The following is a 26,721-nucleotide window of genomic DNA, read 5'->3' as shown; positions in this document are numbered from 1 at the left end:
AAAGTTAAAAATCACAACCTACTGATTATCAAATACAAACAAATTAGTTTATATCGTATTTAAAACCTACCTTTGCACCCAATTTTAAAATACTTTATGAATAAATTTGAACAATTAGGTCTGAATGAGTCGTTACTGCTGGCGATCAAAGATCTAGGATTTGAGAATCCGTCAGAAGTGCAAGAAAAAGCCATTCCAGTCTTATTGGAAAAAAACACAGACTTAGTAGCTTTAGCACAAACAGGTACAGGGAAAACAGCAGCATTTGGTTTTCCGCTAATACAGAAAATCGATGCCGAAGACAGAAGTACACAAGCGTTAATTTTATCACCAACGCGTGAGCTATGCTTACAAATCACCAACGAAATTAAACAATACTCTAAATACGTAAAAGGTATTAATACAGTGGCAGTTTATGGTGGTGCAAGCATTACAGAACAAGCCCGAGACATTAAAAGAGGTGCACAAATTATTGTGGCAACTCCAGGTAGAATGCAAGACATGATAAATCGTGGTCTTGTAAACATCAAAAACATCAACTTCTGTATTCTTGACGAAGCAGATGAGATGTTGAACATGGGTTTTTATGAAGACATTGTATCGATTTTATCCGATACTCCAGATGAAAAAAATACTTGGTTATTCTCTGCAACAATGCCTGCAGAAGTAGCAAGAATTGCAAAGAAATTTATGCACGATCCAGCAGAAGTTACTGTTGGTAGCAAAAATTCAGGTTCGGCTACAGTTTCTCACGAATTTTATTGTGTGAATGCTCGTGACCGTTACGAAGCTTTAAAGCGTTTAGCCGATGCTAATCCAGATATTTTTTCTGTAGTTTTTTGTAGAACAAAACGTGATACACAAGCTGTTGCAGAAAAATTAATTGAAGATGGTTATAGTGCTGCTGCATTGCACGGAGATTTATCTCAAGCGCAACGTGATGGCGTAATGAAATCGTTTAGAGGTCGTCAAATTCAAATGCTTGTTGCGACAGACGTTGCCGCACGTGGAATTGACGTTGATAATATTACTCACGTAGTAAATTATCAATTGCCAGATGAAATTGAAACCTACAATCACCGTTCTGGCCGTACTGGTCGTGCTGGTAAATTAGGAACTTCTATCGTAATTATCACTAAAAGTGAGTTGCGTAAAATTTCGTCTATCGAAAGAATCATCCAACAAAAATTTGAAGAAAAAACAATCCCATCTGGAATTGAAATCTGTGAAATTCAATTGTTGCACTTAGCTAATAAAATTAAAGATACCGAAGTTGACCACGAAATAGACAACTATTTACCGGCAATCAACGAAGTTCTTGATGGTTTAACTAAAGAAGAATTAATCAAGAAAATGGTTTCTGTAGAATTCAACAGATTCATCAATTACTACAAAAAGAAACGCGACTTATCTGGTGAAAAAGGAGAAAGAAGCGAAAGAAGTTCTGAGCCAAGAGAAATTAGAGCTGGTGATCCAGTTAGATATTTTGTAAACATTGGTTCTAGAGACGATTTCGATTGGATGCAATTGAAAGATTTCTTGAAAGAAACGTTAGACTTAGGTCGTGATGACGTGTTTAAAGTTGATGTTAAAGAAGGTTTCTCTTTCTTTAATACTGATGGCGAACATACTGATAAAGTAATGTCTGTTCTTAACGGATTTGACCTTAACGGAAGAAGAATCAACGTAGAAATTTCTAAAAATGATGGCGGAAGCCGTGAAAGACGTGACCACAACGGAAGAAGTGGCGGCGGATTTGGTGGTGGAAGAAGCGGTGGCGGATTTAGAGGCGATAGAAATTCTGGCGACAGAAGTTCGGCTCCAAGAAGCGGAAGTTTCGGACCAAGAACAGATAGAAACGAAAGAAGTTCAGCTCCAAGAAGAGAAGGCGGATTTTCATCTGACAGACCAGCAAGAGAAGGCGGATTTAAAAGCGCAGCCCCAAGAAGAGAACCAGGTTCTTCTCAAAGAGAAAGTGCTCCAAGACGCTCTGAAGGTAGTTCTGATAGACCAGCAAGTCGTTCATTTGATGATGCTAAAACTAGAAGACCAAGAAGAAGTTAATTCTCAAAAATAACAACTTTTAAAAATCCAAATTCCAATGATAAACTATTGGGATTTGGATTTTTTCGTTTAAAAACCCTTACGCATTTGTTAATTTTCTTATAATAATTAGCCAATCCTATATGATTTCTTGCAGAGTTTTATACTTTTAAACCTTCAAATAAAGACATGAAATATTTTATAGCTTTTTTATTACTATTTACCACAACACTAACTTTTTCGCAGGAAATTCAAACTAGCAAAAAAGTAACAGGAACCATTGTAAGCAACAATACTTTACTTCCTTTAGCGAATGTAAACATCATAAATGTTAATAAAGTTAAAGGTACCATGACCAATGCAAAAGGGTATTTTGAAATTGATGTAACCCAAAGCGATACACTACATATTACCTCTATCGGATTTCAATCGATAAAAGTTAGAGTAACAAGCGACTGGATTAAAAACGGAAATGCCAAAATACAACTTACAGAAAAAGCCATCGCACTTGAGGAAGTTGTAGTAAAACGATACCAACTTACAGGATATTTAGAAATTGACACAAAATTAATTCCAGAAGTTGAAAATTACCGATACAGCATCTCTGGACTACCAAATGCTTACGAAATTGGCGATCGCTCACCAAACGCATTCTCAAGAGTTTTAAACTCTATATTTAATCCAGCCGACATGCTTTATAATTTCTTTGGAAACAAACCTAAGGAGTTAAAAAAGCTAAAAGAAATGCGTAAAGACGACACTGTTCGTAATTTATTGGAATCTAAATTTGATAGAGAAACACTAGCTGTTTTACTAGGAATAGACAAGAACGACATTCCCGAAATTCTACAACATTGCAACTATTCACAATCGTTTATAGAAACCGCCAACGATATGCAAATTATGGACGCGATAAGCCAATGCTACGAAGAATACAAAGTTTTAAAGAAAAAATAACTTTCCCATTTTAATAAATTCACCAATCCTCAATTGTAAAGCAGTTGAGGATTTTTCATATATTTACGGATGTAAAACAATTTTCAAACATTTACAGATGACCATAAGTGTTTGTAAATATTTGTTTGTGGTGCCAAGAAATAAGTTGTGTGACATTATAAGTGTTCGCCTATATGACCAACAAGTATTTTACAATTTTCAACATTTTCTTTTCCAAAATAAAAGTAAATCCTATGATAATAATGATGTCCATCTGATGTATCATTACAACATAATTTCATATGAGGTTCACAAACTATACTTTCAATTTTGCCATCTTTATTTTTAAAGCTAAATTTTAATCTATCTTTATTTCCACCTTCTAAAGAAGCTAGATCATCTAAGGATGCTTCAATTGAAAAATTAGTGAGTAATTCAGTATGATTGTTATAATTTTTTTTAATTAATAAACTTGGCAACTTGTCATTCAAACAACTTAAATGAAATATAATTTTGTTTGAAAATCCATCTAAAATTTTACCTGTAGAAGTGTAATTGTTTTCGTGGAAAAATAATTCAGTATAATACTTCTTGCATTCATCAATAAAGTATTTTGCATCGCCAAAAAATAAACCCAAATGATATCGCCTAAAATTTAACCACGAATTTTTATCATAAATAATTTGATTTTCATCAGCAATATCTTTGATTTTTGACAAAGAAATAATCCCGTAACAAGAATCAATAGAATTACTTTTAATCCTATCTTTTATATCATCAATAGAAAATTCTTCGTGAACTAATTTAGAAAAAACACTTGATAAAAACTTTTTAATTGATATATCCTTACCTTCAAAATTTGGATTATCGGAATATATAAATTCCGCTAAAGATTTTCCATTAGGTAAAATAATTTCATATATTTTATCTTGAATAATTATCTTGTTTTCTTCTTTAAACTCTACAATTTTATAATATTCAGAAATAAAATTTTCTAATGAAGATAAAAACTGTTCATCATTCAAGCTACTACTACTTAAAGATTCAGGAATAATATAAAAATTAGCAATCATTAAATTCTTGAATGATTAAATATTAATGAATTATCTATATCTGTTTGGTCAAAAAAATCTTTTGGCCAATTATTAATAAAACCTTTACTATCAATATTTAGTTTTTCAATTTTAAAATTCTCCCCAAAGAAATAAGAACTGACAGTTTTTTCATTAATTGAACAGTTTTTGTTGGACACACTAACTCTTAATCCATTTAAAATATGTTCACTATGACTTTCAATAAATAATTGAACTTTACTAAGTGATAATCTGGCAAATAAGTGAGTTAACCTTGATTGTGCTTTGGGGTGCAAATGAGCCTCTGGATTTTCAAAAATTACGATATCATTTTCTTTTGCCAAAAGACATGTTAATACAATAGAAAGAATATAGCTATAACCAAATCCAACATTTACTGACTTATATAATTTTCCATCTCTAGGATTCATTTTTAATGTCAAAACACTTTCTCCTTTACTATTTATCTCAATATTTGCTCCATCAAAAATATAACTGAGCCACATTTGACATAATTCAATTAAATTTTTTGGTATTTCATTTCCAATGAATAATTTCTCATTTAACTTTTCTGTGTAAGAAGACAATATATTTATTGAATTTTCACCTCTAGAATCTGTTTTTTCTAAATTTCCAATTCCAAATTTATCTACATATAATCTTGGCCCTACTCGATCAGCACTTACATAATGTATGTTTTTAAAAATATTAAGAATACGAGAGTCGTCTTTATAATTAATAGATTTATTAATACTTGCTGTTGTTTCTGAATCAGAAATTGACTCTTCGGAACTTTTTATACCGTTTAACTCAAATTCGTTCAATATTCCTCTTTCGGATAATTGCTGATTTTTAATATATTCAAATCCAAAACTTTCCATTTTTTCAACGTCAGTCTTAAATTCAAACTTAATAAACTCTTTTTTAGAGTCTGAATTCTTTATATCATTGAATCCACCCAACTTCAAAAAATTGGCTGATATAATTAATTCCTTTAAAGAATCAATTTCATGAATAGATTGAGACATTAACAAAATCGCTTGTAATACGCTTGACTTACCTCTCCCATTTAATCCGAAAAATAAATTTATCTCTGATAACTCAAAAACTTCCTCTTCAAAGCACTTATAATTATGTAAAGAAATTTCTCTTATCATAATTGAGTTGTATTATCTTTCAACCACTGCCAGTTACTTGAATGCATCCAACCCTGTCTATCCAAATCATCATTCTTTACAACATATAGCAAATCTCTTTCGTCCATAACTGATCTTAAGCTTTGAGAAATATCATTAGCTTTCAGATTTTTAACTTTAACTAGCCAAACTGATTTTAATATTCGTTTAGCATTCCCAAGATTTTCAATCGCAGAATATAATGATGTATAATCCTTATCCTCTGAACTCAAATCGTATGTAATTAAATAAATTGCCATAAGTTTTTTACTTCCGTATTATAATACAGGACACAAAAGTATGAAAAAAAATCACAACAAATTGTTACGTTGAAATAATAACGTCACATAACAGCAGTTTCAAGAAATTGCTAGGCTTGGTTTTTGTCAGAATTCATTTTGCTGAATCAAAGGTTTGCCTATATTTATAATTGTTAGTTAATGAATTACGCAACTTCTTGTGGCCGCATTCCAAGATCAAATCCAAAAAAAACACCTACAAATAAAAAGTCTCATTCTTAACACTTATCCCTTTTTCTTCTAGAACAGAAAATAGATACAAGCTGTGGTTGGGTTCGTATTTTTCTGTACCGCTTTGGTACCATTTGGATAAAACATTTAACTGAAAAGGTGTGTAATCGTTAGTGTCGATGTTTAAACCTAATAATCCTGCTAGAAGGAAATCTTCAAGAATTTCTTTGGTAATTACTCGTTTTGGAATTCCGTTAGATAAGCCTCCGTTCCAACTTTCATAATCCATTCTTCCTGCATTAAATCCTGTTGAAAATGCTTCGTTTGTAATATTTATATCAATTTGAGAATTAGGATTCACACCCACAAAATAACCCTCAAAATAGTCTTGTCTGTAAATAGGATTGAAAATTTTATTCATAACCAACAGTTACTTGTTTGTAATTATAAATCAAATTTAGAAAGATTACTTTTAACCAAGTCTAAAAATCGTTTAAAGGAAAATATAGTCTTTAAACCACACAGGCTATGTATTTAGTCGATAAAATGGAAGCGCATTTCCAAAAAAAAATCCCGATGTTACTCGGGATTTTTTATTTTATTTACTCAAATACATTTTTCGTCTGCTGTATAATTCGTAGAATTGATCGTCTTTTAAATCATCTATAAACAAAATGCTTTCACCTGTCGATTTCATTTCTGGTCCGAGTGCTTTGTTTACATCTTTAAATTTACTGAAAGAGAAAACGGGTTGCTTAATCGCATAACCTTTCAACTGCGGATTGAAAGTAAAATCGGTTACTTTGTTTTCGCCTAGCATTACTTTGGTTGCATAATTCACATAAGGTTCACCATAAGCTTTTGCAATAAACGGAACCGTTCTCGATGCTCTTGGGTTGGCTTCGATGATGTAAACCGTATCGTCTTTTATCGCAAATTGGATGTTTATTAATCCAACTGTTCGTAAAGCCAAAGCAATTTTCTTTGTGTGATCTTTTATTTGTTGCATTACAAATTCACCTAAATTAAATGGTGGCAAAGTCGCGTTAGAATCACCTGAGTGAATTCCGCATGGTTCGATGTGCTCCATAATTCCTATGATGTACACATTTTCTCCGTCGCAAATCGCATCGGCTTCAGCTTCAATTGCTCCATCAAGATAATGGTCAAGTAGCAATTTATTTCCTGGAATCGATTTTAATAAATCAATTACATGTTCTTCTAATTCTTGTTTGTTGATGACAATTTTCATTCCTTGTCCACCCAAAACATAAGAAGGACGAACTAATAACGGAAAGTCTAAAGTATCTGCTAATTTCGAAGCTTCGTCAGCACTTTCAGCAATTCCGAATTGTGGAAACGGAATATTTAATTCGGTTAATAATTCTGAAAAACGTCCTCTATCTTCGGCTAAATCTAAGGCATCGAATGAAGTTCCAAGAATTTTGATTCCGTATTTAGATAATTTTTCTGCTAGTTTTAAAGCGGTTTGACCACCAAGTTGCACAATTACACCTTCTGGTTTTTCGTGGCGAATGATGTCGTAAATGTGTTCCCAAAAAACTGGTTCGAAATACAATTTATCCGCCGTATCAAAATCGGTTGAAACCGTTTCTGGATTACAGTTTATCATAATCGTTTCGTAACCACATTCTTTCGCAGCTAAAACTCCGTGAACACAAGAATAGTCAAATTCAATTCCTTGCCCAATTCTATTTGGACCAGAACCTAAAACAACGACTTTCTTTTTATCGGTTACAATACTTTCATTGTGAACGTATCTTTCGCCGTTTGCCGTTTGAATTTCTGCTTCAAAAGTTGAATAGTAATAAGGAGTTTTTGCTTTAAATTCGGCAGCACAAGTATCCACCAATTTATAAACACGCTTGATGTTCATGTCATCACGCAATTTATAAACCTGACTTTCCAAACAACCCAACATGTGTGCAATTTGTCTGTCTCCGTAACCTTTTTGCTTTGCTTCAAGTAATAATTCTTTTGGCAAAGTATCTATTTTATAGTTTGTGATTTCTCTTTCCAACGAATACAATTCTTCGTATTGTTTCAAGAACCACATGTCAATTTTAGTAATTTCGTGAATTCTGCTCAACGGAATTCCCATCGCAATAGCATCGTAAATTACAAAAACTCTATCCCAACTTGCGAAAGTTAATTTCTCAATAATTTGTTCGTAGTTTTTATAACCTTTTCCGTCTGCTCCAAGTCCGTTTCTCTTAATTTCAAGTGATTGCGTTGCTTTGTGAAGCGCTTCTTGAAACGAACGACCAATTCCCATAACTTCACCAACAGATTTCATTTGAAGTCCTAAAGTTCTATCGGCGCCTTCAAATTTGTCGAAATTCCATCTTGGTATTTTTACGATTACGTAATCTAAAGTTGGTTCGAATAAAGCTGAAGTTGATTTTGTAATTTGGTTTTGAAGTTCGTCTAAGTTGTAACCTAAAGCCAATTTAGAAGCGATTTTTGCAATTGGATAACCAGTAGCTTTTGACGCCAAAGCAGAAGAACGCGAAACTCTCGGATTGATTTCGATGGCAACGATATCTTCCTTCTCATCTGGTGAAACGGCGAATTGCACGTTACAACCTCCGGCAAAATTTCCGATAGAACGCATCATCAGAATTGCCATATCACGCATCTTTTGAAACGTTGTATCCGATAAAGTCATCGCAGGCGCAACCGTAATCGAATCTCCTGTATGAATTCCCATTGGATCCATATTTTCTATCGAACAGATGATAACTACGTTGTCATTTTTATCACGTAAAAGTTCTAGTTCGTATTCTTTCCAACCCAGTAAAGCTTTATCAATCAAGACTTCATGAATTGGTGACATTTCTAAACCGTAGGTTAGTTTTTCGTCAAATTCTTCTTTGTTGTGTACAAATGCTGCTCCAGTTCCACCAAGAGTAAACGATGGACGAATTACCAATGGAAAACCAAATTCTTGAGCAATTTCTTTTCCTTTTAAGAATGAAGTTGCTGTTTTTGCTGGCGCGGCTGGAATTCCGATTCGTTCTAATAATTGTTTGAATTGTTCTCTGTCTTCGGTAATATTGATTGCATTTACATCGACACCAATCATTTTTACATTAAAGTCTTCCCAAATTCCTTTTTCGTCGGCTTCTAAACAAAGATTTAACGCTGTTTGTCCGCCCATTGTAGGAAGAACAGCATCAATTTGAGGATGTTCTTTTAGGATTTGGATAATGGATTTGGTTGTTAATGGCAATAAATAAACATGATCGGCCATACTTGGGTCAGTCATGATTGTTGCTGGATTGGAATTGATAAGAATTACTTCAATTCCTTCTTCACGAATGGAACGTGCCGATTGTGAACCAGCGTAGTCAAATTCGCATGCTTGCCCAATAACGATTGGACCTGAACCAATAATTAAAACCGATTTGATTGAATTGTCTTTTGGCATTGTAGTTTGTTTGTTGTGTTGTTGTTATGAAACCTTTAGTTAATAAATTTAAAATATAGTATAAATTTAAAACTGAACTTTACTGATATGCTTAGCCCTGATAGCAGTGGAAATCCTTTTTAATTTTGTTCGGAGCTTGCGGAGTGCAAAATTAAAAAGATTGCAACGAATAGCAGGAACTAGCTTCTAAAAATTATCAAAATTTATGAACAAGTTTAAAAAAAAGCCGCTACTAATAAAAGTAACGGCTAGATATTGATTAGAAACTAATCATTATTTTTTGTGTCTTGGTTCTGAAGATACAGTTAACTTATGTCTTCCTTTAGCTCTACGACGCGCAAGGACTTTTCTTCCATTTGCAGAAGCCATTCTGTCCATAAATCCGTGTTTATTTCTTCTTTTTCTTTTCGATGGTTGAAACGTTCTTTTGCTCATTGCTTTTTATCTTTAAAATCGTATAATAATCTTTTCTTGAGGTCTTTTTTAAACCGAGTGCAAATATACAATGATTTTTATTACTTGCAAGTAGTTTTTTAAAAATATTTTAATTTCTATTTATTATCTTTGCAACCTCAAAAATACAAAATTATGTTTCACAAAAATATCAAACTTGTTTTAACCGGATTAATCTTTATTGCTGCGATATGGCAGTTTACTGAAAGCAACATTGGAAATGGGATTTTCCTTATATTATTATCTTTGATTCCGTTGTTTCTTTATTTCAAAAATGAATATATTTTAATGGCTTTCTTACAATTACGTAAGCAAAATTTCCCTGGAGCTAAATCTTGGTTAGACAAAATTAAAAATCCAGAAACGGCTTTGGTGCGCAAACAACAAGGTTATTACAATTACTTAAACGGAATTATGTTGTCGCAAACCAATTTAATTCAAGCTGAAAAATACTTTAAAAAAGCAATTGAACTTGGTTTAAGCATGGATATGGATTTAGCTGTTGCAAAATTAAACTTAGCTGGCGTAGCGCTTTCTAGAAGAAGAAAACTAGAAGCGACCAACTTGATTGCCGAAGTTAAAAAACTAGACAAACAAGGTATGTTAAAAGACCAAATTAAAATGATGAAAGACCAGATGAAAAAGATTTAGTTGGCAGTGTTCAGTGTTCAGTAATCAGTTATTATGATACTTAAATAAAAAAGTTCGCAAAAGTTGCGAACTTTTTTTATGGACAAAATATTCCTGCCAACTGAACACTGAATACTGAGCACTAATAACCTTGCGTTGGAATTTCTATTTGATAGACTTTCTTTGTTGGATTGGCTAATTTTTTATCGCGCAACCACGGATTGTGAATTTTTAATATTTTATAATTTATTCCTTGTGCTTTTGCAAATGTTGCTAAGTCGGTAATTGTGCTATCAACGGTTACGATTTTGGTTGGAATATTAGAATACAATTCATATTTAGCTATATCAAAACCATACAATGATGGATTTTTCATAATTTCTTTTAAGGCTAAAATTCTGAAAACATATCTAGATGTTTCATCAGTAAGCAATAAATCATAATAATCATTTACTTTTTGCTCATCAATTTTATTGTTTACACCAGTCATTCCGCCATTATAGGATGCAGCAGCAAGTGTCCAAGAGCCAAATTTTTCTTTTGCCTTTAGTAAATATTTACATGCGGCTTCGGTAGATTTTTGCAAATGGTAACGTTCGTCAACGGTTTCACTAACTTCCATTCCTTTTTCTTTCGCGGTTTCTGGCATAAATTGCCAAACGCCTCTTGCTCCAGCTGATGAAACGGCGTTTACTAATGCGCTTTCAATTACAGCCAAATATTTAAAATCGTCTGGAACTCCGTATTGTTTTAATATAGGTTCAATGATTGGAAATGCGCGATTGGCACGCTTTATTACTAAAATTGTTGACGAATGCAGATTGGCGTTTACCAATAATTCTCTATCAAATCGTTCTTTTACATCGGCAATTTGCAAAGGAGCTTTTTCTCCAGCAAAATCAACTTCGGTTGGAAAGTATTGCGTTGTTCCTTCTTTGAGCATTTTCTCTTTTTGACTGCCATTTATAGAATAAATAAATAATCCGCTGGCAAATACTAAAAATAATGTAGCTCCAAATACTTGTATCTTTTTCATCTTTCAATTCTTTTGTTATATACAAAACTACAAAAACTAAGCCGAAAACCTATATTTGTTGGTCTAAAATGATTTTGGGCAAGTTTTGATTGAACCATCTAAATCGATTTAAAATCATCAAATGCGTTCCTCCTTTAATATTTATAAAATTCTTGATGTTTTTTACTGGAAAAACCTCATCGGCATCACCTTGAATATGAATGACTTTAGCGTCTACTTCTACTCTTTCCCAGCAAACCATTTGTTCAATTGCCCAATCTAAATAGTCTTTTTCTCGCCTGTGCAAATACTGTTCGTAGAGTTTTAATTTCTTTTTTAAAACATCTCCAAAAGCATATTTTGTAAGTAATTCAACATCTTGCATCAATCCAGTTGGCAATAATTTGTATGCTTTTGTTGTTTTGGCAAGCTTTAACCTTCGTGGTAATTCGGCGTTGCATTTTACACTTGAAACGATAATTAATTTTTTCAAATTTAGAAATTGAGCCATTTCTTGAACTAAAACGCCTCCGAAAGAAACACCAACTAAAACGGCATTATCGTGTTTTACTTTTTCGGCCATTCGCTTAGCATAACTTTGCAACGATTCATTTTTATTAGGTAAAAACCATTCTAGTAAATGCATTTCGAAAGTATCTTTGGGCAATTCAATACGCTCAAAAATAGACGAACTAGCAGCTAATCCTGGCATAAAATATACTGGAATTTTAGTCATAACTTTAACTTATTTTCGGTAGTTTTATCCATAATTTATTCCGAAATTTGCATAAAATTAATTTATTTATCCCACTTATACATGAACTCAGAGTTAATTTTAGAAAAAATGGAAATTAAAGACAACACTTTTGCTCGACAATTTGAAACTTTAGTTGATGGAAAGCTGATTTCGGTTGAATATTCTTTCCAAGAAAAGAAAATATTTCTAACTAGAATTAATGTTCCAGAAGGATTTACAGATGAAAATTTCATCAACGATTTACTAAAAAACATTATGGAAATTGCTTACGAACGCAAGTTAAAAGTAGTTCCAATTCTTCCAAAAATTGCATTATTTTTTAGAAAAAACACTATTTATAGAGATTTATTGCCTCCGGGAATTAAGATATAATTAGAAATTCCAAAAAAAACAAATCCCAAATTCCAATAACAGTATTCGAATTTGGGATTTTTTATTTATTTTTATCAAATGAATTCTGAAGAACTTAACCTCAACATTATCGCTTTTTTTGAAACTATTCAGAAATATTATGGTTGTAAAACTGAGATTACAGAAGGTTTGTATTCTGATATTGAAGATTTAGACGCCAATTTAACTACCTGGAATTTATCAGAATTTGAATTTACGCGTTCGGCTTATCGAACAAATGGTAAACGATTCATGTTTGAGGGAAACGGAATGTACTACGAAATTTCGGGTGAACGAATCATCGAATTTAAACAACCTGGCAGAAACAAATTTGAATTTATCGAACAATACAGCGAAACTGTTTTTAGGATTACTAAGATTAGGTTTCACTACAAGTATTAAATTAATTACGAATTAAAAATTACGAATTACGATAATTTGGAATTCTTAATTTCACTAAACTCCATTCGCACGCTTCCATCTTCGTCAATTCTTGTCAAATTAATTTCGTGTAAAGTATTTACTAATTCTGGATTCCAAGGTGTTTTTACTTTTACGTAATTTTCTGTAAATCCGTGAATGTAACCTTCTTTATTTTCTGATTCAAATAAAACGGTTCGGTTAGTTCCTATTTGACTTTCGTAAAACGCACGACGTTTTTTAACTGATAATCCTCGTAACATCTTACTTCTTTTAGAGCGAACATTCATCGGGACAACATTTTCCATAGTTGCCGCTTCAGTATTGTCTCTTTCGGAATACGTAAAAACGTGTAAATATGAAATATCCAATTCGTTTAAGAAATTATAGGTTTCCAAAAAATGTTCGTCGGTTTCTCCCGGAAAACCTACAATTACATCTACTCCAATACAAGCATGAGGCATTACTTTTCTGATATTTTCAACTCTATCTACGTAAACTTCACGTTGGTAACGGCGTTTCATTTTACCCAAAATTTCATTACTTCCAGATTGTAGTGGAATATGAAAATGAGGGACAAATGTTCTACTTTTTGAAACAAAATCAATAGTTTCGTTTTTCAAAAGATTTGGTTCTATAGAAGAAATTCGTAAACGTTCAATCCCTTCTACTTCGTCTAAAGCCTTTACTAAATCTAGGAAAGTATGTTCGTGTTTTTTATTTCCGAATTCTCCTTTTCCGTAATCACCAATATTTACACCAGTAAGAACGATTTCTTTTATACCTTGTTGTGAAATTTCGTAAGCGTTTTTCAATACATTTTCTAATGCATCACTTCTTGAAATTCCTCTTGCCAACGGAATGGTGCAATACGTACATTTGTAATCGCAACCATCTTGAACTTTTAGAAAAGCACGAGTTCTGTCACCAATAGAATAACTTCCTACATAGAAATCGGCTTCTTCAATTTCGCATGAATGTACTTCGCCCATGTCATTTTTGGACAAATCATTGATATAATCGATAATTTTAAATTTTTCTGTAGCACCAAGAACTAAATCGACTCCATCAACTGCAGCCAATTCTTCGGGTTTTAATTGCGCATAACAACCAACGGCAGCAACAAATGCTTTGTCGTTAAGTTTCATGGCTTTTTTTACAATTTGCTTGAATTGTTTGTCAGCATTCTCAGTTACTGAACACGTGTTAATCACGTACATATCGGCAACTTCTTCAAAATCTACTCTATCAAAACCTTCGTCTTGAAAATTTCTCGCAATGGTAGAAGTTTCTGAGAAGTTCAATTTGCATCCTAAAGTGTAGAATGCGACTTTTTTTCTGTTTTCCATAAGTAACCTCAATTAATGAAATCGTTGTCAAAAAATTGAGAGTGCAAATTTACATATAAATTTTAACGCTGTTTATAGTAAATAAAAAAATTAATTGAAAAATTTCCGATAGTTGATTATATATTTGCATTTATTATAAATCATTATGAGAAATTATTTTAGAATACTAGTAATGCTATTTGTTATAATCGCCGCACTATCGTGCAGTACTGATAATTCCGATGCTACAGAAAATCCATTGAAAGATTACATAAAAAATGCAGGTTTTGATCAACAAGAACCTCCTCATATTAATTCAAACTATTTTGAATTTGGTTTAAGGTTCATTCCAAATACCAATGGAGTTATCAAAAAAATAACGGTAAAATTGCCCGATAATCAAACCAATTTGCGTGTAACGATTTGGGATGTTGCCACTCAGGCAGTTTACAAGACAGAAATTATCACCTATGTAAAAGCGGACAAAGAAACTTCAAAAAACATAACTCCACTATCGTTGACAAAGGACAAAGAATACATGATTACTTGTTGCGCTAATGATTGGTATTATTATAAGAAAAGTGATGATTCTAGTGTTACTTATCCTGTAATTGTTGGAAACATTTCAATAACTGGATATAATTTTCTGAATGTACAACCTCAAACCCAACTTTATCCATGGGATACTACAGAAGTTGGATATGCAGGAGATATTAGTTTTGGTTTTCAGCCAAATTAGAATGACAGTTTTACTCTTTTCTATATTTCTTAGTTTCTTCAAAAACGTGTTCTAAAATTTTAGCATCCTCTTCAGAAAATTCTACATTTCTTCTTGCCATTACAATTTTAGCAGTTTGAAAAGCTTTGTTGGTTAAGTAAGTTGTAAATCCAGAAGCGCCGCCCCAAGAGAAACTCGGAATAAAATTTCTAGGAAAACCGCTTCCAAAAATATTAGTTGAAACACCAACAACAGTTCCAGTATTAAACATTGTGTTGATTCCGCATTTACTATGATCGCCCATCATTAATCCGCAGAATTGTAGTCCGGTTTTGGCGAAACCTTCTGTTTCATAACTCCACAAACGCACTTCTTCGTAATTATTTTTAAGGTTCGAATTATTAGAATCGGCACCAATATTACACCATTCTCCAAGAACTGAATTTCCTAAAAATCCGTCATGACCTTTATTAGAATAACCAAAAAGCACCGAATTACTGACTTCGCCACCAATAACAGAATGTGGTCCAACGGTTGTTGCGCCGTAAACTTTGGATGCTAATTTCACTCTACCAAACTCGCATAAAGCAAATGGTCCGCGAATTACTGAACCTTCCATAATTTCCGCATTCTTACCGATGTAAATTGGTCCGGTTGATGCGTTTAAAGTTACAAATTCAAGCTTTGCTCCTTCTTCAATAAATACATTTTCGGGTGCAATTACATTTACCGATTTTGGAATGGGTTGCGATGTTCTATCGTCTGTAATTAATTCGAAATCTTCTCTTAGTGCGATATCATTTTTGGCAAAAATATCCCAAGTATTTTCGATCGTGATGCATTCTTCATTGAATTCGATGATTTCATAAGTATCAAAATCTACTTCTTCTTGAGTATCGTTTGTATAGAATGCAATTACTTCATCTGCTTTAAAAATAGCTTGATTTTTCTCTAGATTTTTTACCATTTCAGATAAAATATCGTTGGGTAAAAAAGAAGCGTTGATCATTACATTATCTTCCATTTCTACCATTGGGTATTTTTCTGAAAGGTATTCTTCGGTTAACGTTGTAGTTGTATAACCTAAATATTTCTCCCACTTTTCACGAATAGTTAAAATTCCAACGCGGATTTCGGCAACAGGTCGAGTAAATGTGAATGGTAAAAGTGCGTTTCTAACGGTTCCGTCAAATAAGATATAATTCATTTTAATTTCAGATTTCAGATTTCAGATTTCAGATTAATGGCTTAAAGCAAAATTTAAAATCATTAGTAATGTTTTGTCAAAGTTACAAAAGTTTGCTACATAAAAAAACCTCGAATAAATTCGAGGTTTTAATAAAATTTGAACACCTAAATAATTATTTAGCGTGTTTAGCGTATTTAGTTTTGAATTTATCGATACGTCCTGCAGTATCAATAAGTTTAGATTTACCTGTGTAAAATGGGTGAGACGTTCTAGAAATCTCCATTTTGTAAACTGGATATTCAACTCCTTCGTGAGTGATAGTTTCTTTAGTTTCTACTGTAGATTTAGTAATAAAAACATCTTCGTTTGACATGTCTTTAAAAGCAACTAATCTGTAATTTTCTGGGTGAATTCCTTGTTTCATCTTGTAAATCTTTTATTTGTTTATGAAGTAGTTTGTTGTGAAGCTTTTACACTAAAAGGTATCAACTGGCTACGACTTTTAATTAATATTTTTATTTGAGTGTGCAAAAATACAACTATTTTTTATAATTCAAATAATTAGTTGCATTTTTTTTCGTGTTTATGTGCAAATTATTTTTTAACACAATCTATCGATAATTACTATATTTGTAAATTAATCTAAACAAAAAAAACATGAACGCAATTGTAAAGAAAAACGGAGTTACTTTCGGAATTATTTCTGGGTTGATATCAATATTATTAACTACTTTTATCTATGTAATTAATCTAGAATTTTTTACAAAATGGTGGCTAGGATTATTAACTATTGCTATAAGTTTAACTTTGTCAATAATATTGATGGTAAAAACAAAAAAAGAAGTTAAAGATGAATTTACTTTTAAAAATGCATTTACAACTTACTTTATCTATACTTTAATTGGTATATTTATTTCTGTACTTTTTAATGTCCTTTTATTTAATTTTATAGATCCTGCAGCCAAAGAAACTATTAAAGACCTAACATTAAAATTTACAGTAGAGTTAATGGAAAGTTTTGGTACTCCAAGAGAAGCAATCAATGAAACAATTGAAAAATTACAAAATCAAGATCAATTTGGAGTTTTAGAACAATTTAAAGGAATGTTTTTTACGATCGCAATAAGTTGTGTCTTCGGTTTAATATTAGCTGCAATTTTTAAAACAAAAAGGAGAGAAGAATTTTAATGAATCTATCTATAGTTATCCCATTATTAAACGAACAAGAATCGTTACCCGAGTTGCATTCATGGATTTATAAAGTCATGATAGAACACAATTATTCGTATGAAGTTATTTTTATTGATGATGGAAGTACCGATGCTTCGTGGCAAACCATAGAAGAACTTTCTAAAAAAGATGCCAATGTAAAAGGTATCAAATTTTTAAGAAATTATGGGAAATCACAAGCGTTACATGCTGGTTTTGCAAAAGCTCAAGGTGATGTCATTATTACAATGGATGCCGATTTGCAGGATAGTCCAGACGAAATTCCGGGACTTTTTAAAATGATTACTGAGCAAAAATTTGACTTAGTTTCTGGATGGAAAAAGAAACGTTACGACTCTGTTGTTTCTAAAAATTTACCGTCAAAATTATTCAATTGGGCTGCGAGAAAAACTTCTGGCGTTCACTTAAATGACTTTAATTGCGGATTGAAAGCTTACAAGAATATTGTTATAAAAAACATAGAAGTTTCGGGAGAAATGCACCGTTATATTCCGGTTTTGGCAAAAAATGCTGGTTTCGGAAAAATTGGAGAGAAAGTTGTTATTCATCAAGCTCGAAAATATGGCGAATCTAAATTTGGAATGAGTCGTTTTATAAACGGATTTCTGGATTTGATAACTATATGGTTTTTATCACGTTACGGAAAACGTCCGATGCATTTATTTGGTGCTTTTGGAGTGTTGATGTTTTTACTTGGATTGGTTTCAACTGGTTTTATAATATTTTTCAAACTATTTAAATTGTATAATGGTTACGAAACAATTTTAGTAACTAATAATCCGTTGTTTTATATTGCTTTAACGGCGATGATTATTGGTACACAATTGTTTCTTGCAGGATTTTTGGGCGAGATTATTCTTAGAACAAAAAACAATGAAGAACGTTATAAAGTGGCTACCGAAGTAAATTTATAAACTTGAGAATTGATATAGTTTTGAAAATGTAAGATTACAAATTTAAAACTACCTTGATTTTAAAAAATTAAGTTAACAAATTGGCTTAGCCCTGATTGCAATGGAAATCCTTTTACTTTTTTCTTTAAAAAGGAAAAGATTGAAATGGAAAGCAGGAATAGCTTCAAATAAAAAATAAGTATATGCACATTGAACAAAATATATTAGACAAAGTTAATGAGTGGTTGACACCAACATTTGACGAATCTACACAAGACGCAATTAAGGAAATGATGACTTCTTCTCCGAAAGAATTGGAAGAAAGTTTCTATAAAAATTTGGAGTTTGGAACTGGTGGAATGCGCGGAATTATGGGCGTTGGAACCAACCGAATTAACAAATATACGTTAGGAAAGAACACGCAAGGTTTGTCTGATTACATGACAAAATCGTTTCCTGGCGAACAATTGAAAGTGGCAATTGCTTATGATTGTCGTCATAACAGTAACACGTTGGCGAAAGTAGTTGCTGATGTTTTTTCTGCAAATGGAGTTCATGTGTATTTATTTAGTGATATGCGAACTACTCCAGAATTATCGTTTGCTGTGCGACATTTAAATTGTCATGCAGGAATTGTGTTGACAGCATCTCACAATCCGCCAGAATATAATGGTTACAAAGTATATTGGCAAGATGGCGGACAATTAGTTCCACCGCAAGATGGCGAAATTATTCAGCTAATTGAAGCATTGAATTATGACGAAATTAAGTTTGAAGCCAACGAAAATTTAATAGAATATATTGACACTGAAGTTGATGCCGCTTTTGAAAAATCTACAGTTGAAAATTGTAGTTTCAATACGCCAACATCGGCTAAAGAAAATTTAAAAATAGTTTACACTTCGTTACATGGAACTTCGATTAAATCGATTCCTAGTGTTTTGACAAAAGCAGGTTATACCGATATAAATATTGTTGCTGAACAAGCTGAACCAAACGGAAATTTCCCAACAGTAAAATCTCCAAATCCCGAAGAGCCCGAAGCATTGACAATGGCATTAGCATTAGCCGAGAAAACAAATGCTGATATTGTTATTGGAACCGATCCAGATTCAGACAGACTTGGTGTTGCCGTGAGAAATACCGAAGGTAAAATGGTTTTACTTAACGGAAACCAAACCATGGTTATCATGACAGCATTTCTATTAGAACAATGGAAACGTGCTGAAAAAATCACTGGAACCGAATTTATTGGTTCAACAATTGTTTCAACGCCGATGATGCAAGAATTAGCATCGGCTTACGGAATTGAATGCAAAGTTGGATTGACAGGTTTCAAATGGATTGCCAAAATGATTAAAGATTTTCCTAATCAGAAATTTATTGGTGGTGGTGAAGAAAGTTTCGGATTTATGGTTGGTGCTGCTGTCCGTGATAAAGATGCAGTTGGCGCTACTTTATTAGTTTGCGAGATTGCTGCTCAAGCAAAAGCCGCTGGAAGTACATTATACCATGAGCTTTTAAATTTATATGTAGACCACGGATTTTATAAAGAACACCTAATTTCATTAACCAAGAAAGGTATTGACGGATTGAAAGAAATTAATCAGATGATGATTGATTTACGCGAAAATCCTGTTTCTGAAATTGATGGACAACGAGTGGTTTGTATTGAAGATTACGATAATTCAACTTCAAGAAATATGTTTTCTGGCGAAATTGAATCTTTGAATATTCCAAAATCGAATGTTTTAATTTATTACCTTGAAGATGGTTCTAAAATTTGCGCTCGTCCAAGCGGAACTGAACCAAAAATTAAATTCTATTTTAGTGTAAATACCACTTTAGATTCGGTTGAAGATGCTAAATCTGTAGAAGTAGAATTGGACGAAAAAATTAAAAATATAATCGCTGGAATGAATTTGATCTAATGGACGAAAATTTAAAAAAAATTATTCCTTTTGCAAAAAAATATAAGCATAACGTAGTATGGAACGTTATTCATAATATTTTATATGCTCTTTTTGGAACAATTGGAATGGTGATGATTTTTCCAGTTTTGAAAGTGCTTTTCGGAAATGAGGAAAAAATCACTGAATTACCTGTTTATGGTGGAATTACAACAATTGATTCTTACCTAAACGATACTCTTTTTTACTATGTAAATTATTATTCAGAAACCTACGGTGATAATTATGCGTTGTTATTGACAGTTTCTCTAGTTGTAATAACTTTTTTATTTAAAAATTTATTTGGATATTTAGGGTTACAACATCTCACAAAGTTAAAAACTGGTGTTCTTAGAGATTTACGCGAGAAAATGTTTAAAAAAATAATTGAACTTCCTATTCCTTATTATTCTGAAAAAAGAAAAGGAGATATAATGTCGCGAATGTTGGGTGATATTAATGAAGTTCAAAATTCATTTTTCATGGTTTTAGAACTCATTGTTAAAGAACCGCTTACAATTATTTTCTCTTTAATCGCGATGATTAATATAAGCTGGAAGCTAACTTTATTTGTATTTATATTTATACCTATTTCTGGATTTATTATTTCTAAAATAGGTAAATCCCTTAAAGGTAAATCAGCTAGAGCACAACAAGAGAATGGACAATTAATTTCTGTTGTAGAGGAAACTTTATCAGGATTAAAAGTAGTAAAAAGCTACAATGCTGAAAGCTTTTTTTCGCAAACATTTAATAATTCTGTAAACCGACTATACAAATTAACCAATAGTATTGGAAAAAAGAATAATTTGGCTTCACCAATGTCAGAATTTCTAGGTATCATTGTTATTGCTGTATTACTTTTTTACGGAGGAAATTTAGTTTTAGTCGAAAAATCTTTAGATGGCTCTTTGTTTATTTCCTACATCGCTTTAGCTTACAACATTTTAACACCCGCAAAAGCCATTTCAAAAGCATCGTATCAAGTTAAAAATGGGTTGGCAGCAGCCGAACGTGTCTTTGAAGTTTTAGAAGTTGAAAATACAATAACTGACAAAGTTAATGCTACAGAATTAAAACACTTTAGTGAAAACATAAATTTAAAAAACATTACGTTTGCCTACAATGATGAACCAGTTTTAAAGAATTTTTCACTTACTATTCCAAAAGGAAAAACAGTTGCACTTGTTGGACAATCAGGTTCCGGAAAAAGTACGATTGCCAATTTATTAACTCGTTTCTATGATGTAAATGAAGGTGAAATTCTTATTGATAATCATAATATAAAAGATATAACAATGCAATCGTTGCGCGGATTAACTGGCTTGGTTACTCAAGACAGTATCATGTTTAACGGAACAATAAAAGATAATATAAAAATTGGCAAACAAGATGCAACCGATGATGAAATAATTGAAGCGTTAAAAATTGCAAATGCCTATGAGTTTGTAAAAGATTTACCAAACGGTATCGAAACCAACATTGGCGATAGCGGAAACAAACTTTCGGGCGGACAAAAACAACGTCTTTCTATCGCTAGAGCAGTTCTAAAAAATCCACCAATCATGATTTTGGACGAAGCTACTTCTGCATTAGATACTGAAAGTGAAAAATTTGTTCAAGTTGCTTTAGAAAATATGATGCAAAATAGAACATCAATTGTTATTGCGCACCGACTTTCTACCATTCAAAAGGCAGATAAAATTGTGGTAATGAATAAAGGAAAAATTGTAGAACAAGGAACACATGATGAACTTCTTGCTTTAAACGGAAATTATTCTAAATTGGTGATGATGCAAAGTTTTGAGTAATGTACAAAAACAATCCAAATATTACACTTCCAGAAAATCCAGATACAATTGTTTGGAAGTACTTGGATTTATCTAAATTTTTGGATTTACTTCTTTCTAGAAAATTATTCATGTCACGATCGGATAAATTTGAAGATCAATACGAAGGAACATTTAGCGAACCAACCTTTGAGGAAATCAAAAAACTGTCTGTAAACAATCCCGAATTTTTAAATTATTATAAATCGCATCGTGAAAAAGTTGTGATAAGCAGTTGGCACATTAACGAATATGAATCATTTGCAATGTGGCAAATTTTTACACAAAATAGTGAAGGTTTGGCGATTCAATCTACCATTGGGCGATTGCAAAAAGCTATGGAAGTTGAGAAAGATTTTAATCAATACATTGGTGAAGTAAATTATATCGATTACAAAAAAGAGTACATTCCGTTTGACGATATGTTCTTCCCTTTCTTATTTAAACGAAAAAGTTTTCAATATGAACGTGAGGTTCGAATCATCGCTGATTTATCTGAACAAGATATTAAAATAAACGACGGATTGAAAATTGAAGTTGATATTTGTCAATTAATAGAAAAAATTTACATCCATCCAAAATCAGAAAACTGGTATAAAAAATTGGTAATTGAATTGGTAGACAAACTCGGATTTGATTTTGAAATAGAAAAATCTGATTTAGAAAGTGATATTTTGATATAGCAAGAAGTAGATAGTTTAATTCCGTAATAACTAAACATTGGAGATAAAATTCTTTAAACCGAAAAATGAAATTCTTCAAAATTACATTGAAGGTTATTACTTCTTGACTAATTCTAAATCAGATTTACCGATTGAATATTATACTTTTCCAAATAATTACAGCATCATTTCAATCGTAGAAAATGCAGAAATTATTTATTTAGAAAATCAAGGAATTATAAAGGAAAAAAGTACAGTCAATTTTAATTCTGATTTAATTTGTCACTACAAAAAACCCATCAAACTAAGCTACGAAGGCAACATTAATGAAATAACTTTTTATTTCAAACCACTTGGCATAAATGCCTTTCTCGATAAAACATTAAGCAATTTTACTTCCAACTTTTTTTCTAACTTTCAGCCATTTGATGATTATAAAACCACTTTTACTACTATTTTAAAAGAGTCTGAAATTCAAAAAAAATGCGAAATGATTGAAAATTATTGGTTGTCAAAGCTAATTGGATTTCAACATCCGTTTTTACATGAATTACTAATTGATATTCAGAAAGATTATTCTATAAGTGAATTAGCAAAAAAGCATGCAACTTCTCGTCAGAATTTAAGCAAACAATTCGAGTCGCATTTGTGCAAATCACCATCCGATTTTAAAAAAATCCAGAGGTTTAGAGAAGCTTTAAAATCTCAGATGACTAGCAAAGCTAAAAACAATCTAACAACTTTGAGTTATGATATGCTTTTCTATGACCAATCGCATTTGATTAAAGATTTTAAATCATTAACAGGTTTAACTCCAAAAAAGTTCTTCAAAAACATTTCATCACAAGAGAATGGTGAAGTAAATTGGTTATTTGTATAAGATTACATTTTTACAATTTTTTGTTCAATGTTAATCCTACATTTGATAAAAATATTTTACATGAAATCATTTTATACATTTCTTTTTATTGTAATCTATACCGCTTCTAATGCTCAAGATTGCAATTGCGATAGTATATTCTATTCAGTTAAAAATACTGTAGAAAAAAATTATGCAGGATATTTTGATAAAGTCAATTCTCAAACTCAAATAGAATATGAGGTTTGGACCAAGAATTCAATTGAAAAATTGTCAACCATAAAATCAGATAGTTTGTGTTATGCTGAAACAAAAAAATGGTTGACATTTTATAAAGACAAACACATTCAATTAAAGTTTATAAGTCCAAAAAAAACTACAACAGCTATTGTAAAAACATCCAAAACAATAGAGATTTTACAATTGAATATTTCTGAAATAGAATTTGAAAAATACTTAAAATCAAATGCAAAAAAAGACAAAGTTGAAGGCATTTGGGAAAATAGCAACTATAAATTAGCCGTTAAAAAAATGCAACCTAATTTATTTTATGCTACTGTTTTAGAATCTAAAAATTCCAATTGGAAAGCTGGTGAAGTAAAAATGGTAATTGAAAAAAAAGATTCTAGTTATAATGGAACATTCTATGCTGGAGATAAAGACGATACATCTAATCATCCTGTAAAAGTTGTAGATAACATTTTAGATTTTGATATTATCTTTTTTGAGAATAAAAATTCTGCTTCAAAAGTTGTTAGAAATATTGTCGAATATGAAATTCAGCAAGATAAACAGGCACCAAAATTAAATTTTATAAATTCGGATTTAGCCGTTTTTAGTTTTCCGAATTTTTATGGAAACTCTTACGAGCAACTGGAATTTTTATTAAAACATAATAAAGACAAACTTGAAAAAACTCCTTATTGGATTATCGATTTACAAGATAATGATGGCGGCGACTACAGTGTGGGAAAACAATTATTGCCCTATTTGTACACCAAACCAATTGTAGATTATAATTCTAAAATGCGAATTACAAAAAGTAATATTCAGCTTTGGTTTGATACCTATTTACAAGAATACTATAATAATTTGACAAAAGAAAAACAAGAAGCTTTAAATTTAGAACTTAAAAATCTTTTGCAAAATCACAATAATGAAATTTATGACGACAAACCAGCGTCTTCAATTTTAAAATTCGATTCACAAATGAGTTTTCCCAAAAAAGTAGGAATAGTGATAAATAAAAACACTTTAAGCAGTGGTGAATTATTTACTATGCTTGCAAGACAGAGTGATAAAGTTAGCGTTTATGGAGAAAATTCGACTGGAATGATGGATTATGGAAATCTAGTGACATACAAAACACCTTGTAAAGTAATTAATTTGAGAATTCCAATAAATAGGCAAAATTGGCTTGATGAAGGATTTTCTGTAGATAAAGAAGGTATAAAACCCGATGTTTACATCGATAAAACTACAAAAAATTGGATTGACTATGTTTACTCACAATTAAAAAAATAAAAATCATGATAAATCTAGTTGTTAAAATCGTTGTTACCGCTTTAACGTTGGTTATCAGCTGTTTGTTTTAAATTATTAATTAGTATAAACTAATGAATTGACATTATGTTAATTGTACTTTTACATTTAAATTATTAAATTGATAATTTAACATAAATCATTGCGAATAATTTGAATTAATCAAAACAAATTCTATTTTTGATTAAACAAACACAAAAACTATGCACCATAATCTTTGTAAAAACTGCGAACATACATTTGAAGGAATTTTTTGCTCTAATTGTGGGCAAAAAACCAATACAGTTCGGTTAAATTGGCATTTTATTAAAGAGGAATTACAATATACCTTTCTGCACGTTAACAAAGGTTTTTTATACAGTATTAAGGAGTTATTAACTCGTCCTGGTGATACCGTTAGAGAATTTTTAGAAGGAAAACGAATAAAACATTACAAACCAATTTTATTGGTATTTATATTAGCAGGTTTGAGTGGTTTCCTATCCCTATATATAGAGATGGATTATTCACAAATGGTTGCTGAAAAAAATGAAATCACTGATCAAATACCTAAAATAATACATTGGCTTTTTGGCCACTACGCACTATTTGAACTAACTTTAATTCCGTTACTATCTATTTGGTCTTGGCTATCTTTCAAGAAATATGGTTATAATTACATTGAAAATATAATAATTAACTGCTTTGCATCTGCTCAACGTTTAATAATTGGAATAGCTGCTGCTCCTATCTTACTTTTGGTAGACTCAAAATATACCATGACAGTGGCAACTTATTTGTCTATTCCAATTTATTTAGCAACGATTTGGCTTTACCTTCAATTATACAAAAAACATACTATAGGAGATGTGATTGTGCGACTGCTTTTATTTGGATTCTTGGCAATGATAACCTTTTTTATCGTTTTAACATTGGGATTATTTTGTTACATTTATTACTTGTCAAAAACCGGACAAATACATATTAATTAACTATCGAAAACTCTACAGCTTTCAGATCTTTATCAAATAAATCTGCATAGTATTAATGTACTTTGTCTGATTTGTTGAAAGCGACATTTTAATTGAAGAAAAAAATATTTTAAAAAATTAAAATTAAAAAAAATCAATTTTAAGTTATGCAGGTCAATAATAAGTATAATAGAATAAACTTATTTTAGTTAATTCGCAATATTACAATATTTGAAATATCAAAATAGGTGATTTCTTATATAATGACTTATAGTAAAAAGAAAAATCATTCCTTTCAACTTTGATAATTATGGTAACTTAAATTAACTTATGAAAATAGTTTATACAATTTTATTTTTTGTGGTTTATCATTATATTTTAGAATTCTTATTCATAAAACTAAGAAAAACTAAAGTAATTATTTATATGATTAAATTTTCAACATTATCAGTTTTATGCTTAGGAACGGTTTTCCCGATATTAATTTTATTATTTATTTTTAATTTCGATACTTATTTAAACATTGGATTTGTGATTTCGCTTTCATTCCTATACACAAAATATTTTTTTAACTACAAAATTTTAAAAAATGATTCAACGAATTAAAAAAGCACTGCTTCTTTAATATAACTGGATTAATTTCATGGAACTTTATTAACAGTTATGATGAAATAAAGTAAAAAAGAAAACTACTATCGAAATAGATGTGTTTATTATTAAACTAAAAAAAACAATAGAAATTGAAACTTTCTATTGTTT

The 26,721-nt window shown here is 31.2% G+C and carries 25 protein-coding genes; 14 read left to right on the top strand and 11 right to left on the bottom strand.

The features are described from left to right. Positions 1-96 precede the first annotated feature (96 nt). Both LG45_RS02465 and LG45_RS02460 read left to right on the top strand, forming a co-directional pair. A complete protein-coding gene (locus LG45_RS02465; RefSeq protein WP_035124061.1) occupies positions 97-2,064 on the top strand; it encodes a DEAD/DEAH box helicase in 1,968 nt (655 codons plus the stop codon). Positions 2,065-2,232: 168 nt separating this feature from the next. Continuing rightward, on the top strand, positions 2,233-3,000 hold the full coding sequence (locus tag LG45_RS02460; RefSeq protein ID WP_035124058.1) for a carboxypeptidase-like regulatory domain-containing protein: 768 nt from the start codon (positions 2,233-2,235) through the stop codon (positions 2,998-3,000). A gap of 155 nt (positions 3,001-3,155) precedes the next feature. Here the strand turns inward: LG45_RS02460 and LG45_RS02455 are convergent, their stop codons facing one another. The 6 genes from LG45_RS02455 to rpmH form a co-directional block, all read right to left on the bottom strand. After that, positions 3,156-4,052, bottom strand: coding sequence for a hypothetical protein (locus LG45_RS02455; RefSeq protein WP_035124056.1), 897 nt, complete (start codon positions 4,050-4,052; stop codon positions 3,156-3,158). Then, complete coding sequence (locus LG45_RS02450; protein WP_035124054.1) at positions 4,052-5,209, bottom strand: AAA family ATPase; 1,158 nt, start codon at positions 5,207-5,209, stop codon at positions 4,052-4,054. Before LG45_RS02450 ends, LG45_RS02455 begins: the two co-directional genes overlap by 1 nt. Beyond that, positions 5,206-5,487, bottom strand: coding sequence for a hypothetical protein (locus tag LG45_RS02445; RefSeq protein ID WP_035124051.1), 282 nt, complete (start codon positions 5,485-5,487; stop codon positions 5,206-5,208). The genes LG45_RS02450 and LG45_RS02445 overlap by 4 nt, the downstream gene beginning before the upstream one ends. A gap of 235 nt (positions 5,488-5,722) precedes the next feature. Beyond that, on the bottom strand, positions 5,723-6,118 hold the full coding sequence (locus LG45_RS02440; RefSeq protein WP_035124049.1) for a hypothetical protein: 396 nt from the start codon (positions 6,116-6,118) through the stop codon (positions 5,723-5,725). 177 nt (positions 6,119-6,295) lie between these two features. Beyond that, on the bottom strand, positions 6,296-9,148 hold the full coding sequence (carB, locus tag LG45_RS02435; protein ID WP_035124046.1) for a carbamoyl-phosphate synthase large subunit: 2,853 nt from the start codon (positions 9,146-9,148) through the stop codon (positions 6,296-6,298). A 273-nt stretch (positions 9,149-9,421) separates the two neighbouring features. Then, complete coding sequence (rpmH, locus tag LG45_RS02430) at positions 9,422-9,583, bottom strand: 50S ribosomal protein L34 (protein WP_008464848.1); 162 nt, start codon at positions 9,581-9,583, stop codon at positions 9,422-9,424. 153 nt (positions 9,584-9,736) lie between these two features. Between rpmH and LG45_RS02425 the strand changes: the two genes are divergently transcribed. Continuing rightward, a complete protein-coding gene (locus LG45_RS02425; RefSeq protein WP_035124044.1) occupies positions 9,737-10,252 on the top strand; it encodes a membrane protein in 516 nt (171 codons plus the stop codon). Between the two features lie 121 nt (positions 10,253-10,373). On the opposite strand, the gene LG45_RS02420 is transcribed toward LG45_RS02425, so the two are convergent. Then, on the bottom strand, positions 10,374-11,267 hold the full coding sequence (locus LG45_RS02420; RefSeq protein WP_035124042.1) for a lytic transglycosylase domain-containing protein: 894 nt from the start codon (positions 11,265-11,267) through the stop codon (positions 10,374-10,376). Between the two features lie 49 nt (positions 11,268-11,316). Beyond that, entirely contained in the window at positions 11,317-11,982 is a 666-nt protein-coding gene (locus LG45_RS02415; protein WP_035124040.1) for an alpha/beta fold hydrolase, read from the bottom strand. A gap of 81 nt (positions 11,983-12,063) precedes the next feature. Here LG45_RS02415 and LG45_RS02410 point away from each other — a divergent pair, with 81 nt between their 5' ends. Both LG45_RS02410 and LG45_RS02405 read left to right on the top strand, forming a co-directional pair. Then, positions 12,064-12,375: a GNAT family N-acetyltransferase gene (locus LG45_RS02410; RefSeq protein ID WP_035124038.1), complete on the top strand. Its 312-nt coding sequence runs from the start codon at positions 12,064-12,066 to the stop codon at positions 12,373-12,375. Between the two features lie 78 nt (positions 12,376-12,453). Further along, positions 12,454-12,795, top strand: coding sequence for a hypothetical protein (locus LG45_RS02405; protein WP_035124036.1), 342 nt, complete (start codon positions 12,454-12,456; stop codon positions 12,793-12,795). A gap of 26 nt (positions 12,796-12,821) precedes the next feature. Here the strand turns inward: LG45_RS02405 and mtaB are convergent, their stop codons facing one another. After that, on the bottom strand, positions 12,822-14,162 hold the full coding sequence (gene mtaB / locus LG45_RS02400) for a tRNA (N(6)-L-threonylcarbamoyladenosine(37)-C(2))-methylthiotransferase MtaB (RefSeq protein ID WP_035124034.1): 1,341 nt from the start codon (positions 14,160-14,162) through the stop codon (positions 12,822-12,824). Between the two features lie 145 nt (positions 14,163-14,307). Between mtaB and LG45_RS02395 the strand changes: the two genes are divergently transcribed. Beyond that, the gene (locus LG45_RS02395; RefSeq protein WP_035124032.1) at positions 14,308-14,880 is read left to right on the top strand and encodes a DUF4082 domain-containing protein; all 573 of its coding nucleotides are present in this window, start codon (positions 14,308-14,310) and stop codon (positions 14,878-14,880) included. Positions 14,881-14,890: 10 nt separating this feature from the next. Here LG45_RS02395 and LG45_RS02390 read toward each other — a convergent pair whose 3' ends face one another. Both LG45_RS02390 and LG45_RS02385 read right to left on the bottom strand, forming a co-directional pair. Beyond that, positions 14,891-16,066 carry a GlmU family protein gene (locus LG45_RS02390; protein ID WP_035124029.1) on the bottom strand — a complete coding sequence of 392 codons (1,176 nt, stop codon included), beginning with the start codon at positions 16,064-16,066 and terminating at the stop codon, positions 14,891-14,893. 154 nt (positions 16,067-16,220) lie between these two features. Then, a complete protein-coding gene (locus LG45_RS02385) occupies positions 16,221-16,472 on the bottom strand; it encodes a type B 50S ribosomal protein L31 (RefSeq protein ID WP_035124027.1) in 252 nt (83 codons plus the stop codon). Between the two features lie 233 nt (positions 16,473-16,705). Here LG45_RS02385 and LG45_RS02380 point away from each other — a divergent pair, with 233 nt between their 5' ends. The 8 genes from LG45_RS02380 (at position 16,706) to LG45_RS02345 (ending at position 25,983) form a co-directional block, all read left to right on the top strand. Beyond that, positions 16,706-17,236, top strand: a complete 531-nt coding sequence (locus LG45_RS02380; RefSeq protein ID WP_035124025.1) for a DUF4199 domain-containing protein — start codon at positions 16,706-16,708, stop codon at positions 17,234-17,236. Further along, positions 17,236-18,192 (top strand): glycosyltransferase family 2 protein, encoded by a 957-nt coding sequence (locus LG45_RS02375; protein WP_035124023.1) that lies wholly within the window; start codon positions 17,236-17,238, stop codon positions 18,190-18,192. The genes LG45_RS02380 and LG45_RS02375 overlap by 1 nt, the downstream gene beginning before the upstream one ends. Positions 18,193-18,374: 182 nt before the next feature. Beyond that, positions 18,375-20,102 (top strand): phospho-sugar mutase, encoded by a 1,728-nt coding sequence (locus tag LG45_RS02370; RefSeq protein ID WP_035124021.1) that lies wholly within the window; start codon positions 18,375-18,377, stop codon positions 20,100-20,102. Beyond that, entirely contained in the window at positions 20,102-21,931 is a 1,830-nt protein-coding gene (locus LG45_RS02365) for an ABC transporter ATP-binding protein (protein WP_035124019.1), read from the top strand. Before LG45_RS02370 ends, LG45_RS02365 begins: the two co-directional genes overlap by 1 nt. Beyond that, a complete protein-coding gene (locus tag LG45_RS02360; protein WP_035124016.1) occupies positions 21,931-22,632 on the top strand; it encodes a hypothetical protein in 702 nt (233 codons plus the stop codon). The genes LG45_RS02365 and LG45_RS02360 overlap by 1 nt, the downstream gene beginning before the upstream one ends. A gap of 37 nt (positions 22,633-22,669) precedes the next feature. Beyond that, the gene (locus LG45_RS16330) at positions 22,670-23,491 is read left to right on the top strand and encodes a helix-turn-helix domain-containing protein (RefSeq protein ID WP_035124015.1); all 822 of its coding nucleotides are present in this window, start codon (positions 22,670-22,672) and stop codon (positions 23,489-23,491) included. Between the two features lie 60 nt (positions 23,492-23,551). Continuing rightward, a complete protein-coding gene (locus LG45_RS02350; RefSeq protein WP_035124013.1) occupies positions 23,552-24,994 on the top strand; it encodes a S41 family peptidase in 1,443 nt (480 codons plus the stop codon). A gap of 221 nt (positions 24,995-25,215) precedes the next feature. Further along, complete coding sequence (locus LG45_RS02345) at positions 25,216-25,983, top strand: DUF3667 domain-containing protein (protein ID WP_035124011.1); 768 nt, start codon at positions 25,216-25,218, stop codon at positions 25,981-25,983. The last annotated feature ends 738 nt before the right edge of the window (positions 25,984-26,721 follow it).

Source organism: Flavobacterium aquatile LMG 4008 = ATCC 11947, from assembly GCF_000757385.1.
Classification (GTDB): domain Bacteria; phylum Bacteroidota; class Bacteroidia; order Flavobacteriales; family Flavobacteriaceae; genus Flavobacterium; species Flavobacterium aquatile.
The sequence above is the reverse complement of the archived record's forward strand: the minus strand, read 5'-3'. Positions and strand labels throughout refer to the sequence as shown.

Excerpts from the sequence above, each read along its gene's own strand:
- LG45_RS02465 (WP_035124061.1), top strand. The coding sequence starts at position 97 with ATGAATAAATTTGAACAATTAGGTCTGAATGAGTCGTTACTGCTGGCG.
- LG45_RS02460 (WP_035124058.1), top strand. The coding sequence starts at position 2,233 with ATGAAATATTTTATAGCTTTTTTATTACTATTTACCACAACACTAACT.
- LG45_RS02455 (WP_035124056.1), bottom strand. The coding sequence starts at position 4,052 with ATGATTGCTAATTTTTATATTATTCCTGAATCTTTAAGTAGTAGTAGC.
- LG45_RS02450 (WP_035124054.1), bottom strand. The coding sequence starts at position 5,209 with ATGATAAGAGAAATTTCTTTACATAATTATAAGTGCTTTGAAGAGGAA.
- LG45_RS02445 (WP_035124051.1), bottom strand. The coding sequence starts at position 5,487 with ATGGCAATTTATTTAATTACATACGATTTGAGTTCAGAGGATAAGGAT.
- LG45_RS02440 (WP_035124049.1), bottom strand. The coding sequence starts at position 6,118 with ATGAATAAAATTTTCAATCCTATTTACAGACAAGACTATTTTGAGGGT.
- carB (WP_035124046.1), bottom strand. The coding sequence starts at position 9,148 with ATGCCAAAAGACAATTCAATCAAATCGGTTTTAATTATTGGTTCAGGT.
- rpmH (WP_008464848.1), bottom strand. The coding sequence starts at position 9,583 with ATGAGCAAAAGAACGTTTCAACCATCGAAAAGAAAAAGAAGAAATAAA.
- LG45_RS02425 (WP_035124044.1), top strand. The coding sequence starts at position 9,737 with ATGTTTCACAAAAATATCAAACTTGTTTTAACCGGATTAATCTTTATT.
- LG45_RS02420 (WP_035124042.1), bottom strand. The coding sequence starts at position 11,267 with ATGAAAAAGATACAAGTATTTGGAGCTACATTATTTTTAGTATTTGCC.
- LG45_RS02415 (WP_035124040.1), bottom strand. The coding sequence starts at position 11,982 with ATGACTAAAATTCCAGTATATTTTATGCCAGGATTAGCTGCTAGTTCG.
- LG45_RS02410 (WP_035124038.1), top strand. The coding sequence starts at position 12,064 with ATGAACTCAGAGTTAATTTTAGAAAAAATGGAAATTAAAGACAACACT.
- LG45_RS02405 (WP_035124036.1), top strand. The coding sequence starts at position 12,454 with ATGAATTCTGAAGAACTTAACCTCAACATTATCGCTTTTTTTGAAACT.
- mtaB (WP_035124034.1), bottom strand. The coding sequence starts at position 14,162 with ATGGAAAACAGAAAAAAAGTCGCATTCTACACTTTAGGATGCAAATTG.
- LG45_RS02395 (WP_035124032.1), top strand. The coding sequence starts at position 14,308 with ATGAGAAATTATTTTAGAATACTAGTAATGCTATTTGTTATAATCGCC.
- LG45_RS02390 (WP_035124029.1), bottom strand. The coding sequence starts at position 16,066 with ATGAATTATATCTTATTTGACGGAACCGTTAGAAACGCACTTTTACCA.
- LG45_RS02385 (WP_035124027.1), bottom strand. The coding sequence starts at position 16,472 with ATGAAACAAGGAATTCACCCAGAAAATTACAGATTAGTTGCTTTTAAA.
- LG45_RS02380 (WP_035124025.1), top strand. The coding sequence starts at position 16,706 with ATGAACGCAATTGTAAAGAAAAACGGAGTTACTTTCGGAATTATTTCT.
- LG45_RS02375 (WP_035124023.1), top strand. The coding sequence starts at position 17,236 with ATGAATCTATCTATAGTTATCCCATTATTAAACGAACAAGAATCGTTA.
- LG45_RS02370 (WP_035124021.1), top strand. The coding sequence starts at position 18,375 with ATGCACATTGAACAAAATATATTAGACAAAGTTAATGAGTGGTTGACA.
- LG45_RS02365 (WP_035124019.1), top strand. The coding sequence starts at position 20,102 with ATGGACGAAAATTTAAAAAAAATTATTCCTTTTGCAAAAAAATATAAG.
- LG45_RS02360 (WP_035124016.1), top strand. The coding sequence starts at position 21,931 with ATGTACAAAAACAATCCAAATATTACACTTCCAGAAAATCCAGATACA.
- LG45_RS02350 (WP_035124013.1), top strand. The coding sequence starts at position 23,552 with ATGAAATCATTTTATACATTTCTTTTTATTGTAATCTATACCGCTTCT.
- LG45_RS02345 (WP_035124011.1), top strand. The coding sequence starts at position 25,216 with ATGCACCATAATCTTTGTAAAAACTGCGAACATACATTTGAAGGAATT.